Genomic DNA, 13411 nt, shown 5'->3' with positions numbered 1-13411 from the left:
TCCTCCTTTGGGTTGTTGTTCTACATACGCTTTGCTTTAAGTTCTTCTGATAGCCTTGCAGGTAAAGTATCATTAGGGCTACCTTTCCTTCGTGACGGTAAATTTCTTACAAGCCTCTATACTACCAAGAATGTGATTTAGGAAATCACATTCTTGGTAAGAGTCTTGACGAAATATGGACACCGTACTCAGCCGGATGACGCCATAATGATACTTTGCCTCACAAGGCTTAATATAGATTCTGTAGCAAAGCTGGCTATATAAATAGTAAGGCATTTTTAATTATAAATATTTTAATTTTATATCAGATATTAAATTATTTAAATAAATTATTTTACATCTAGTGGTTATAATACCTTAATTAGTAATTCAATATTTTTAGTATGAATTGATTCTAATAAATACTTGCCAGAATAATATGAAATGGTGTCAAGACATTTTAAATTAGTCTTTTAAGAATTTACATATTCTTAATGATTCTATAAAACAGGCAATTTCGCTTATTATTTTAAGAGCAGCGAGTTTATTCCGGCGAAATTAAATGATTCTATATGTTCGGACTACTATATTCTTAACTGTAAAACAGGAGAAACAAGCTTCGCGTGTTTCTCCTGTCTGTGGCACTTGCTAGTTGCTTACACGCAAATTTGATCAGCACCACCCTATTCATATCATGAAGGCAAGACAATATATCTGATATCTCTTTACCTTATTTAAATTTTAGTAAACTGATTTCCATTCATCAATGTTTTCTGGATCAAATTTGAAAGGTGCTCCAAGAAGAACTTCTGTACCACCATCAGCTGCTTTGATTACTTCATAAGAACCAAGTGTACCAGCTTCAAATTTATCTCCTTCTGCTCCAGTGATATCACCTTTTACAAGTGAGATTGAAGCATGAGCTGCTAAAGCTCCAACATCGATTGGATTCCATAAGTACATCCATGGGCAAGAACCATTTGTAATGTATTCAGCCATTTCACTAGGAAGACCAAGACCAGTTACAGCAATTTTACCAACTAAACCTTTATCAGTAACTACTTTTGCTGCAGCCATAATACCTACAGTTGTTGGTGCAATAATAGCTTTTAAGTCTGGATAGTTTTTGATTAAAGCTTCTGTTTCATCTACTGATTTTTGGAATTCATCATCACCATAAGCAATTTTTACAAGTTCCAGTTTGGAGTAATCGCCTTCTTCTAATTCTGTCTTCATCCATTCAATCCATGTATTTTGATTAGCTGCCTGGCTGGTTGCACTAAGAATAGCGATTTGGCCTTCACCTTTTACCATTTCATTTGTAGCTTGAATTAAAGTACGTCCGATTTTTTCACTATCCGCTTGGTTAATATGAACCATACGGCTGTTAGAATTAACAGATGCATCTAAAGATAATACTTTAATTCCTTCATCCATAGCTTTTTTAAGAGCTGGTTGTAAAGCGTCAAAATCATTACCTGCAATTGCGATTGCATCAACTTTTTGAGCTACTAATTCGTTGATCATTGTAATTTGTGCTTCAGCAGTAGCTGATTCTGGAGCTTTTACGATTGCAGTTGCGCCAGCAGCTTCAATAACTTCTTTAAATCCAGCACTTTCTTTTTCGTTATAAGGGTTACCTGCACTCTTAACTAAGATTGCAAAGTTTTTTCCCTCTACAGAATCAGTTGTTTCAGTGGCAGTATCTCCTCCTGGTGCAGCTGGTTCTTCTTTCTTGCTTCCACAACCTGCTAATAAACTAACAGAAAGTGATAAAACAAGAGCTAGTGACATAATTTTTTTCATTTTTCTCATGAAAAATTCCTCCTTTTAATATAAAAATTATACATTAATAGCTTTCGCCATTTGTAACAAAGTAACCTCTTCTAAGCAGTCTTTGCCGTTTTCTTTTTAAAGAATCTGCCTAAATTTAAATTTGGTATCATTACTGCACAAATTAATAGTGTACCAATAACGATAAGCATAACCTGTGAACTGACATTAACCAATCCCAATCCATATCTTAAGAAACCAATAATAAATATTGAGATGATAGCTCCAACAAATCTTCCTTTACCACCACTTGTAGAGATACCACCAAGTACAACCATTGCAATTGCGTCCATTTCATATCCCTGGGCAATATTTGGTCTTGTACTTCCCATTCTTGATGTTAAGAATAATGCAGTAACAGCTGACATTGTACCTGTTAAAGTATAAATTAGCAATCTTATTTTATCCACTTGTATACCTGAATATCTACTTGCGATACCATTACTTCCAATCGCGAATACTCTTCTTCCAAAAGTTGTTTTATGCAAAACAACTCCAAACGCTACTGCCAGAACAATAAATGCAATTAGCATATATGGGATATTTCCTATGGAACCCCAATAAATTTCACTGAACCACATTGGGAAATTACCAGAAGCCTGATCTTTTAAAATCATAGTTGCGATTCCTCTGAAAAGAATCATTGTACCTAAAGTAACAATCATCGGTGCCAATTCTTTGAATTTTGTTAATATAAATCCATTAATAAATCCGCAAAGAGTTCCAGTTGCCAAACATATTAAAACAGCGATTTCCATTGGAATGCCCAGATTGTTGTAAGAAACACCCATGATTACAGATGATAATGCAACAGTTGATGCAACTGATATATCAATTTCACCAAGTACTAATATATAAGCCATTGGTAAAGCAATAAATGCTTTTTCTAAAAATGAGGATGTTGCTGTTAATAATCCGCTTGAGTTCATATAATAAGGAGATAAATTAGCATTCATGATATTAATACCTATAAATAATAGTACTAATAACCATTCCCACTGAAGGAAAAACTTTTTCCATGAAAATTCCTGTGCAGTTGTAATTACTCTTTTTGTCTTTCCCATAATTAGATTTCCCTCCTTTTTAGATTATTTCTATCCATAGTTCTTTGTGTAATTGTGTTGATTATAATAGCTGCAATGATTACTAAACCTTTGATTGCATCTTGCCAGAATGGAGAAATATTAATTAAAGGCAGGGCATTATTTAAAATACCTAATGTAACAGTTCCTAAAATAACTCCAAGTACAGTACCTTTACCACCATTTAAACTTACTCCGCCAATAACGCAGGCAGCGATAACATCCATTTCAATACCTGTTGCAGCATCACCTTGTGCTGAAGCGTATTTAGATATCCAAAGTATTGATACCAGACCAGATAATCCACCCATGATGGAATATACTAAAATTTTAATTCTGTCAATATTGATACCACTGACCTTAGCTGCATCAACATTACTTCCAACAGCATATATTTTACGTCCGGTTCTGGTGTATTTAATAAAATATGCAAATATAATATACACTACAATTGCAACTATGATCATATTATTAATGCCTAAGAATTTACCTGTTGCAAATGCTTTCAGACCTTCTGGCAACTGATAAGCTGCTACCCACTGATTATCAGCTATAAGGTAAGTTGCACCTCTGAAAATATTCATAAGGCCAAGTGTTGCAATAATTGGAATGACTTTTCCTTTGGCGATAATAAGGCCGACCAGTAATCCACATAATGTACCAATTATAATTCCCAGAATAAAAGAAAGAATTGTAGGGATTCCAGGATTCGATCTTAATATCAGTGCAACAGCCATTCCTGAAAATGCTATTGTAGATCCAATGGAAATATCAATACCACCAATCAATAATACAAACATCATACCAACTGCAAGAATACTTAACATAACTGCATTGGTTATTAAGTCATTAATATTTGTAATTGATAAGAAAGAACTGTTTCTAAGCTGAATAAATAAACTTAATACGATTAATATAAGGACCAAACTCATTTCTCTTGAGCTTGTTAATTTCTTTATGTCAAAACTTTTCTTTTCCACTCTCTTTCACCTCGCTCTACCCTTGATTATTGTTGGACTTTGCCATTGCTTTTTCAAGAATCCTTTCTTGTGAAGCTTCGTGACCCATCAGTTCACCTGTCACTCTGCCATCACACATTACAACGATTCTATCGCACATACCAAGGATTTCCGGCATTTCAGATGAAACCATAATAATTGCATACCCTTGGGAAGCTAATTCTCCCATGATTTCATAAATAGCCGCCTTGGCACCAACGTCAACACCCTTCGTTGGTTCATCAAGAATAATAACTTTAAGGTCTGAAGCTAATAATTTAGCAACAACTACTTTTTGCTGATTACCACCAGATAGGGAGCTTGCCAGGTCATAGACCGTAACTGCTTTCGTATCTACTTTTTCAGCTAAAGTTTTGCCTAATTCTTTTTCTTTTTTATCATTGATCCAGCCATATTTCGATACCTGCTCAAGGACGGGCAAAGTAATATTACGTCCAATACCCCAATCTAAGATCAAGCCGGATTTTTGTCTGTCTTCAGGCAAATAACCAATTCCCATATTCATTGCCTCTAATGGGCCATTAATTGTTACTTCTTGTCCTTCTAAAAAGACTTGACCACCACTTTTTTGTTCAATTCCAAAAATAGTCTCACAAACTTCAGTACGCCCTGCACCCACGAGACCTGTTAATCCTAATATTTCTCCTCTTTTAACGTTGAAAGATACATCTTTAAAATAGCCGGTTCTGCTTAAATTCTTAACACTTAATATCTCTTCACCAAGTTTAATTTCTGGTTTTGGGAAAAGCTGTGTTATTTCACGTCCAACCATTGCCACGATCAGATCTTCATTGGTAATTCCATCAACATCATAAGAACCAATATATTGAGAATCTCTAAACACTGTAACTTTGGTAGCCAAACGATACATATCTTCAAATCTATGTGAGATAAAAATAATGGAAGCTCCTTCATCACGTAACTTTTCCGTTATTTTGTATAATTCTTCACTTTCTCTTTGTGTAAGAGCCGCTGTAGGTTCATCCATGATAATTATTCTTGCTTTCATAGATAGTGCTTTTGCAATCTCTACCATCTGCTGCTGTGCCACACTTAAGGCTCCCATTTCAGTCGTTGCATCAAAATCAGCACTAAGCTGTTTTAATAATTCATTTGCTTCAGCATGCATCTGGTTCCAAAGAATCCTGCCAGTACCTTTTTGAACCTTTTCGTGTCCCATAAATATATTTTCTGTAACACTAAGATGGGGATATGCTGTAACATGCTGATAAATAGCTGCAATTCCAGCTGCTTGTGCCTCCTTGGGATTTTTAAAATCAACTTCCTTACCATCTAAGTACATCTTGCCTTCTTCCGCTTTATGTACTCCTGTAATTACTTTGATGAAAGTAGATTTTCCTGCACCATTTTCACCCATCAATGCGTGTATTTCGCCTTTTTTAAGTTGAAAATGCACATTATCTAATGCTTTAACGCCTGGAAATATTTTGGTAATCCCTTTTAGCTCAAGAACATAATCAGACATTTGTATTCTCCTTCCATTATTTCAATTAGAACAAATATTTATCTTCCAATATTGGGAAAACTAATTATTATTTATTGCTCTTATCTTTAGTATTATGATATCATTGGGTAAAATGAATTCCTATGGTAAAATCTTTAGAAGAAGGGTAATATTTTATTGTAGTTTGTTTGTTTTGTTTGGATTTGTGTTTGAATTATATTGGTATATAGTTGTTTTTTCTTTAATATACGGTTTTTTTATGGATATACCTTGATATATTTCCGATTATAATTGATAATTTAATGTATTTTTGTTACAATAATAATTCGGATGATTTTAAACACATGATTTTATCTGATGACTGTCGGCTGTAACACTCCTACTTTCACTTTATAAGGGGGAATAAAAATGAAGTTACTAATAATAGATGATGAAAAATTAACAAGAGAAGGTATTATTTCTAATATTAATTGGAATAAGCTTGGAATTGATGAAATAATTGAGGCAGATGATGGAATCAACGGCGTTAAACTTGCAAAGAAACATAGACCTGATATCATTCTCAGTGATATCAGAATGCCTAGAATGAATGGAATCGAAATGTCAAAAGAAATTAATAAGATATTACCCAATACAAGTATTATCTTTATGAGTGGTTATTCTGACAAAGAATATTTAAAAGCTGCTATTTCTTTAAAGGTGATCAGCTATGTTGAGAAACCAATAGATGCAAAGGAAATAGAAGAAGCGGTTAAAAGTGCAGTTCAAACTCAGACGCTCTACGAGAAACAACAGATTACCATGAATAATCATGACAGGCATACCAAACGTAAATTAGCCATAGAGGTAACCCATCCACCCGTAAAAAACAGTGATGTGAACTACCAAAAAAGATTTCATGATTCTGGTTATCAAATTAAGAACACAACAGATTTTACAACCATAATCCTATCACTGAAAAAACCAATTTCCAGCATCCAGGACAATGATATAAATGAATTATATGATACGATAGATTCATGTATCAAGAAGTATCGAATGAATTATATTCTTGGTGTGAAAAATGATGCTTATATTATTATTCATATATTTACGAATGATAAAATCACTGAATATAGTATTAATAATATATGTGATGATTTAGCCGCATATTTAAATAAATCATATCAATATTATATTACCGTAGGTAAAAATGTTACAGGAGTCAAGAATATATATGAATCTTATAATATTGCTGTTTCATTACTTCAGAGTTCTTTTTTTTATGAATATAACAATATTATTATTTCTGATCATTTAAAACCTGCTCCTAATTTTAATCAGAATCTGATGAATGAATTTGAAGAATGTTTAAACAATCATGATAAGAATACAATATTTAAAATTATTGAATCTTTATATAAAGAATTGTTAAACAATCAGCACGTATTGCCAAACTATGCCAGAGATATTTATTATAAAATATTTACACTTTTATATAATACGGCCTCCAGCCTCCATATGTCATCTTTTTATACCGATTCTGATACAATTATATTAGATTATGTTTCAAAGGATAATCATTTAATAGATATTCATCAGATATTAGTTGATAAAATAAACACATTCTTTTCAGCATTAGAAGAAGAAATAAAAGATAATGCGACAATTTTCAGCATCAAAGAATTTATTAATAAAAATTACAGCAATGAAACATTATCCGTAAAAGATATCAGTGAACATGTTTACCTCTCTTCTACCTATGTTTGTACAATATTCAAAAATGAAACCGGAAAAACCTTAAATCAATATCTTACCGAGTTTAGAATTGAAAAAGCAAAAAATATGCTAAAGGATCCCAGATTTAAAATAACTGATATATCATCAAAAGTAGGCTATAGTGATAGCAACTATTTTGGAAAGATCTTCAAAAAGTCAGTTGGTTTATCACCATCCGAATATAGGGAGCGTTATGGGAAATGATCAAAAAAATCAATAATTTAATAAGTTATTATTCTCACGATATGAAGTTAAAGAATAAATTATTAATCTCCCACTTAATTCTTATTGTGACTCCTATATTAATCATAACTGCTTTATTCTATAATCAGTTATTTCATCTTATCATAACGAACACCAAGGAATCAGAATTAAGTGTTGCCAGAGAAACGGTTACAAATATTGAAAATACTGTTGGTTCCATCCGGGATATCTCCAATCAGATTGTAAAGGATAAGACTTTTATTAAATTAACCGGAAATCCAAATCTCCAGATGAATAATACTGAATACAAAGAGCTTTTATCATTTACACATAATGTATTATCTGCGGTCGACGGCACAACGATTACTGATATTAAGATATACTTAGACTCCAGCTATTCAAAATATTTTGATGATGCTACTCTTTTAAAGAGTGGATTATATAAGCCTATTGATGATATTAAGAATTCCTACTGGCATGGTATTTTCTCCAGTACAAATAGCAAAGCTATATTTAGTCCAACTCTATATTTAACCGGGACTGAGAAGAGAGTATCCGGTCAATTGTCTTTTATCCGGAAAATAACAGATGAAAATAATCAGGAAGTGGCATTTGTTGCAGTATATTTTAATAAAGGTTATATTAATTCATTATTAAAGAAACATACGAATCTGCCTGAAAGTGCAAAATATATTATCAATGAAAGAGATGCTATTGTAGGATACTCTAATAACAGCCTTGTTGGAGAATATCTCGTTTATTATGATGATATCCCTCCTATCGTACCAGACACAAATAAATTTGAAACAAAATACTTTTCATCAAGAAGTTGTTATATTTCCTATCAGGAAATTGCAGGTACCAATTGGATCATGATAACTGTAATACCTGTAAATAGCATTTGGTCCGATAATAAAACTATCATTATCGAATTCCTGATCGCTTATATACTGATCCTCGCCTTTGCTTTTGTGGTATCTATCTCCTTATCCAATTCCATTGTGAGACGTATATCAAATGTCATAAATATAATGAGATCTGTAAAAACGGGCAAGCCGACACCTTTAGAACACCCGCCGGAATATGATGAAATCGGTGATTTAATAGAAACTTATAATTATATGGTTGGAGAAATCAATGATTTATCTGAAGAACAGATAAAAAATGCAAAAGAATTAAGAACTGCCGAGTTTAAAGCATTACAGTCACAGATTAATCCTCATTTTCTTTATAATACTTTAGATATGATTAACTGGCTGGCAAAAAAGGGCTTGAACGAAGAAGTATCAAATGCGGTACAAACCTTATCTAAATTTTATAAGATGACATTACGCAAAGGAAATATCGTAGTAACGATAGAAGAAGAAATAGAGCATGTTTCACTATATATTCAGCTGCAGAATATGCGTTATAATAATCAGATCCATTTTACCGTAGATATTCCTGATAATATACTAGAATATACCATTCCAAAGATCATTTTTCAGCCAGTTGTTGAAAATTCAATTCAACATGGAATTTTAGGGAAAGAATCCAAAGAAGGTAATATTGTAATTACCGGGTGGTTAGAAGGGGAAACCCTTGTTTTCCTCATATCTGATGATGGAATTGGTATCCCGGAAGAAACATTGGATGAATTGTTAACTGGCAATGTAAAAAGTACAACTGGCAGTGGTGTCGCTATCGTTAATATCCATCACAGACTTCAATTATTTTATGATAAAGAATTCGGATTATCCTATCATAGCGTTCTTGGTGAATATACCGAAGTTGAGATCAGAATACCAGCATTAAAAAAGAATGATGTACAGCTATAAAAACTATGCTCTCCCTTTCAACAGTGTATTATAGGGAGAGCATAGTTTTTTTGTATTATTCATAATAATTTTGGGGCAGCCCCATTTTATTAATCCTGTTATTTCTTTTCAACAGGTATCCAAATTTCACAAAAACAATCGGCATCATCACCATCTGGATATAATTCAAAATCAGTATCATCAACCATATTATATTCTGAGCCTGGAAGAAATTCAGAAAAAATTTTATCCCAGGTTTCACCGATACATTGGCTGGTCTCACCAATACATTTAAACACAGCCCACAAAGTATTCTTTACTTCCCAAATAAAAAAACCTTCTGGAATATGATTGCCATCATATATCATGCCAATTCCATATTTAAAATAAGTGCTTTCTTTTGATACTGGTTCACATAACCCATATAGGTCTGTCTGACCGGCATGTTGTTTTAGTGTATGAATCGTACCATTGCTGCCGCATTCTTGCCAAAAATCAGAAATTTCTGTATTTCCCTCCTCTGAAATAGATTCGTTCCTGAATTTTCCCACCTTTGAAATAAGCCGAAACGGTTCTCTCTTCTCAATTCTGTAATCCATAGCAGTACCACCTTCCAATTTTAATTTGATTAGAAGCCGATTAAAAGATTTTAGCTTCATACCTGTTTTTCTTGCTATATTGGGAGAAATACCATGAAATCTTGTAAATGCTTTTGTAAAACTTTCCGGCGATTCATAACCATATTTAAAAGCCAGATCAATTACTTTTATATCAGACATGATGATTTCCTGACCGGCCATGGATAATCTCCTGTTTCTGATATACTCATTTGCCGTCATGCCCGTTATCATGCTAAATGTCCTATGAAAATGATAGTTAGACATATAGACATGTTCTGCAACATCTTCATAAGTAATTGGTTCCAATATATTTTCCTCAATATAATCAATTGCCTTTTGCAGACTTTGAACAAAATCCATTAATCTCATCTCCTGTTTCAATTATAAAAGAATATTACTGCTATTTCCTGTCCTGCTTTGCTCATAATTGTACTTTACCAATTCTTACATACATCCACCCATTGATTACTTTTTGCGTATCTTTCCAGCTCTTCTATTGTAAGTTCAATCGTACTGTTGCTACTGCCACAGGCAGGAAATACAGTCTGGAATCGCTTTAATGAAATATCTAAATAAACATCAACATTTTCATGAATGGCAAAAGGGCATACTCCACCAACTCCATGTCCAATTAATTCTTCTACCTCATTTTGAGCAATCATCTTTGCCTTTGTCTTGAACTTATTTTTAAATTTTCCATTGTCGACCTTGGCATCACCAGCAGCAACAACAAGAATAGAATCATCTTCTACTTTAAAGGCCAATGATTTTGCAATCCGTTCCGGCTCACAGCCAAGTGCTTCTGCTGCCAGCTCTACAGTTGCACTGGATACATTAAATTCTTGTATCCTATCCTCCATATTCCATTGTTTAAAATATTTTCTTACTTTCTCTATCGCCATTCTATATCCCTCCTAAGTAATATGAAAGTTCAGTTATTAGTAATATAATGAGACATATCCATTAAATGAATAATAATACAAAATTTAGGTTACATCAATGATTATTTTTGTTATCATCCTTTGATTTATCTGATGACTACCAGCTGCTACGTCCCTAGATAGGTGAAGCTAAGATTCAGATGTGGTAAAAGCCACACCTGAATTAAGTCTCACTTTATGCAACTTACCTGACTATTTTGTAACTTACCTGTTAACCTATTGCTACTATGGTTTCTTTGAATTAAACTCAATCTATAATAAATGATAAAGGAGTAATAAAAATGACTGGGATAATTATATTAACCATTGGTATTATTGTAAATATAGGATTTGCTATGTATTGTATTAAAATAAATTCCCATAGTAAAGATATTAAATCTTATTTACATATCATATCATTTGTACTATTTTCTTTCTTAATAATATTTAAAATAATAAAATGGGGCTTTCAATGGACAACACTTTTCACACTTCTATCGCTACAAGCACTAATCGGATTATGGTATATTATTCGCAAAAAGAAAAAAGCAGAAAAAACTTATACAACAGTAAGAATAATTATAATATGTATAAGTAATTGTTTATTAATTACTTTTGCCATTATACCTGCAATCCTATTTCCTCAATATGAGCCGCTTGCTCAGACTGGTAATTATAATACAAGGACTATGAGTTATACATTAACAGATCCGGATCGAATAGAATCCTATTCCAATCAAACAGAGAACAGAAAAGTTTCCATACAATTTTGGTATCCAGAAAGTGAAAACGAAAAATTTCCATTAGTAATTTTTTCTCATGGCGCATTTGGATTTCGTGGCAGTAATTATTCTACTTTTGTAGAATTAGCCAGCAATGGTTATGTAGTATGTAGTATTGACCATACTTACCAGTCCTTCTTTACCCAACAAGTAAATGGAGAAGTTGCGATTGTAAATGTAGATTTCCTTAATGATGCAATAGCTATTCAAAATAATGATTATAATAAGAGGGAAGAATTTGAACTCACTCATAATTGGCTTAATCTAAGACTTGCTGATACAAATCTAATAATTGATAATATTTTGAGTAAAGCCTCCTCTCCATCTTCTGATGAAGTCTTTCAGATGATTAATACAGAAAAAATCGGTATGTTTGGCCATTCTTTAGGAGGCGCAACAGCTGCACAAATTGGTCGAGAGCGTAATGATATAGATGCAGTTATAGTAGTTGATGGTACGATGATTGGTGAGGTAACTGGATTGGATATGGAAAAAGAAATATTAAATAATACTCCTTACCCAATTCCAATTTTAAATCTTTATAATGAAGAACATTACAAAGATGCATTGGATAATTCTTCAATATATGCTAATATGGTAGTAACAAGCAATGCAAGCGCAGCCAGTCAAGTTGTAATCAAAGGTTCTGGACACCTTAACTTTACTGATTTGCCTATGTTTTCACCTTTCATTGCAAATATGTTAGGTACTGGTAAAGTAGATAGCCGCTATTGTATTAAAACTATGAATCAGATTATATTAGACTATTTCGACCATTATTTAAAGAATACTAAGGAGCTAAATCTTATGGAAGAATATTAATATAATCTACAGGAGAAAGCATGAAGATTAGTATTGAAAACATAAGAAAACCAGAAGAAGAAACTATACTTATTCGTTGTTATAAAGTTGATGATAAAATATTAGAAATCATCAACTTTGTAAAACACCAAGGAGATATACTCTCTGGATATGATGATTATGGGATCTTTCAGATTTCTTTACAAGATATCTATTATTTCGAAAGTATAGACAACAAGGTGTTTGCTTATCTTAAAAATAGGGTTTATGAAGTAAAATGCAAGCTATATGAATTAGAATATATTTACAAAAATCACCAGTTCTTCCGATGTTCTAAATCTGTAATTATTAATCTATTAAAAATAGATTATGTAAAACCAGCCCTCAATGGCAGATTTAGTGCAAAACTTAAAAATGGAGAACAGATAATAATATCCAGACAATATGTAACTGCATTGAAAGATAAATTAAGAATTTAGGAGAAAATTATGGATTTTAAGGAATTTTTAAAGAAAAATCTATTAAATTATTTTATAATTGTAACTGGAATTACTATAGCTATTGCGGTCTTAGGAGCAATTTATGATTCAAATACCAAGTTTGGATATGAAGCCTTTTTTTCCCCTCTAATTATCGGTGTTATTGCTATACTTCCCTCCTTTATATTATATTCGTCAAAAGAATTATCATCTTCCCAAATGTTTATTCGAAAAATACTTCACTTTATTGTTTTGGAAATGTTCTTAATAACCTTCGGACATTTCACAGGGTTGTTCGATGGTAATAATGCTGCATTCCCATTTGCTATATCTGTTTTTATTATCTATATATTTGTTCATCTGATTATATGGATTATTGATAGTAAAACAGCCAATGAAATTAATAAAGGATTGAAAAATATGCAAAATAGATTATGAATAATTAAACCAAATAGTAAAGGGGCTGTAAAAAAACGGCCATAAAGAACGGCCATAGTAACACCAGACGGTGAAGCTATGGCTGTTCTCGATTTATTTACAAGATTATATCTAAAATCGGGGTCACTAAATGCACCTGCTCAAATGCAGGCAGAATAATATTTATCGATTGTCAAATATTTATGCTGTCAATTGAATTCGATTTCTTTTGTTATGGTACTTATAGAGATTATAA

The 13411-nt window shown here is 32.4% G+C and carries 11 protein-coding genes; 5 read left to right on the top strand and 6 right to left on the bottom strand.

Annotated features, from left to right (window positions below):
* Positions 1–720 precede the first annotated feature (720 nt).
* The 4 genes from rhaS to EDD66_RS05330 all read right to left on the bottom strand — a co-directional run bounded on the left by rhaS (position 721) and on the right by EDD66_RS05330 (position 5399).
* A complete protein-coding gene (gene rhaS, locus EDD66_RS05345; RefSeq protein WP_330510850.1) occupies positions 721–1794 on the bottom strand; it encodes a rhamnose ABC transporter substrate-binding protein in 1074 nt (357 codons plus the stop codon).
* A 71-nt stretch (positions 1795–1865) separates the two neighbouring features.
* Positions 1866–2876, bottom strand: coding sequence for an ABC transporter permease (locus EDD66_RS05340; RefSeq protein WP_123608543.1), 1011 nt, complete (start codon positions 2874–2876; stop codon positions 1866–1868).
* Between the two features lie 2 nt (positions 2877–2878).
* Complete coding sequence (locus tag EDD66_RS05335) at positions 2879–3874, bottom strand: ABC transporter permease (RefSeq protein ID WP_243115306.1); 996 nt, start codon at positions 3872–3874, stop codon at positions 2879–2881.
* Between the two features lie 16 nt (positions 3875–3890).
* Positions 3891–5399, bottom strand: coding sequence for a sugar ABC transporter ATP-binding protein (locus EDD66_RS05330; protein WP_123608542.1), 1509 nt, complete (start codon positions 5397–5399; stop codon positions 3891–3893).
* Between the two features lie 387 nt (positions 5400–5786).
* Here EDD66_RS05330 and EDD66_RS05325 point away from each other — a divergent pair, with 387 nt between their 5' ends.
* Together EDD66_RS05325 and EDD66_RS05320 are read left to right on the top strand one after the other, a co-directional pair.
* Positions 5787–7340: a response regulator transcription factor gene (locus EDD66_RS05325; RefSeq protein ID WP_123608541.1), complete on the top strand. Its 1554-nt coding sequence runs from the start codon at positions 5787–5789 to the stop codon at positions 7338–7340.
* On the top strand, positions 7337–9157 hold the full coding sequence (locus EDD66_RS05320; protein ID WP_123608540.1) for a cache domain-containing sensor histidine kinase: 1821 nt from the start codon (positions 7337–7339) through the stop codon (positions 9155–9157). Before EDD66_RS05325 ends, EDD66_RS05320 begins: the two co-directional genes overlap by 4 nt.
* A 98-nt stretch (positions 9158–9255) precedes the next feature.
* Here EDD66_RS05320 and EDD66_RS05315 read toward each other — a convergent pair whose 3' ends face one another.
* A complete protein-coding gene (locus EDD66_RS05315) occupies positions 9256–10116 on the bottom strand; it encodes an AraC family transcriptional regulator (protein WP_123608539.1) in 861 nt (286 codons plus the stop codon).
* 74 nt (positions 10117–10190) lie between these two features.
* Positions 10191–10658, bottom strand: coding sequence for a YbaK/EbsC family protein (locus EDD66_RS05310; protein ID WP_123608538.1), 468 nt, complete (start codon positions 10656–10658; stop codon positions 10191–10193).
* Between the two features lie 320 nt (positions 10659–10978).
* Here EDD66_RS05310 and EDD66_RS05305 point away from each other — a divergent pair, with 320 nt between their 5' ends.
* From EDD66_RS05305 to EDD66_RS05295, 3 genes are read left to right on the top strand one after another with little or no spacing between them, the layout of a single operon-like run.
* Positions 10979–12280 carry an alpha/beta hydrolase family protein gene (locus EDD66_RS05305; protein ID WP_123608537.1) on the top strand — a complete coding sequence of 434 codons (1302 nt, stop codon included), beginning with the start codon at positions 10979–10981 and terminating at the stop codon, positions 12278–12280.
* 20 nt (positions 12281–12300) lie between these two features.
* Complete coding sequence (locus EDD66_RS05300; protein WP_123608536.1) at positions 12301–12738, top strand: LytTR family DNA-binding domain-containing protein; 438 nt, start codon at positions 12301–12303, stop codon at positions 12736–12738.
* Between the two features lie 9 nt (positions 12739–12747).
* The gene (locus tag EDD66_RS05295; RefSeq protein ID WP_123608535.1) at positions 12748–13176 is read left to right on the top strand and encodes a DUF3021 family protein; all 429 of its coding nucleotides are present in this window, start codon (positions 12748–12750) and stop codon (positions 13174–13176) included.
* Positions 13177–13411: the final 235 nt, after the last annotated feature.

Source organism: Mobilisporobacter senegalensis (assembly GCF_003752155.1).
Classification (GTDB): Bacteria; Bacillota; Clostridia; order Lachnospirales; family Lachnospiraceae; genus Mobilisporobacter; species Mobilisporobacter senegalensis.
This window is presented reverse-complemented; position numbering and strand designations above follow the sequence as displayed.

Coding starts and splice junctions, on each gene's coding strand:
- EDD66_RS05320 (WP_123608540.1), top strand. CDS start 7,337: ATGATCAAAAAAATCAATAATTTAATAAGTTATTATTCTCACGATATG.
- EDD66_RS05300 (WP_123608536.1), top strand. CDS start 12,301: ATGAAGATTAGTATTGAAAACATAAGAAAACCAGAAGAAGAAACTATA.
- EDD66_RS05330 (WP_123608542.1), bottom strand. CDS start 5,399: ATGTCTGATTATGTTCTTGAGCTAAAAGGGATTACCAAAATATTTCCA.
- EDD66_RS05340 (WP_123608543.1), bottom strand. CDS start 2,876: ATGGGAAAGACAAAAAGAGTAATTACAACTGCACAGGAATTTTCATGG.
- EDD66_RS05310 (WP_123608538.1), bottom strand. CDS start 10,658: ATGGCGATAGAGAAAGTAAGAAAATATTTTAAACAATGGAATATGGAG.
- EDD66_RS05315 (WP_123608539.1), bottom strand. CDS start 10,116: ATGGATTTTGTTCAAAGTCTGCAAAAGGCAATTGATTATATTGAGGAA.
- EDD66_RS05325 (WP_123608541.1), top strand. CDS start 5,787: ATGAAGTTACTAATAATAGATGATGAAAAATTAACAAGAGAAGGTATT.
- EDD66_RS05295 (WP_123608535.1), top strand. CDS start 12,748: ATGGATTTTAAGGAATTTTTAAAGAAAAATCTATTAAATTATTTTATA.
- rhaS (WP_330510850.1), bottom strand. CDS start 1,794: ATGAGAAAAATGAAAAAAATTATGTCACTAGCTCTTGTTTTATCACTT.
- EDD66_RS05305 (WP_123608537.1), top strand. CDS start 10,979: ATGACTGGGATAATTATATTAACCATTGGTATTATTGTAAATATAGGA.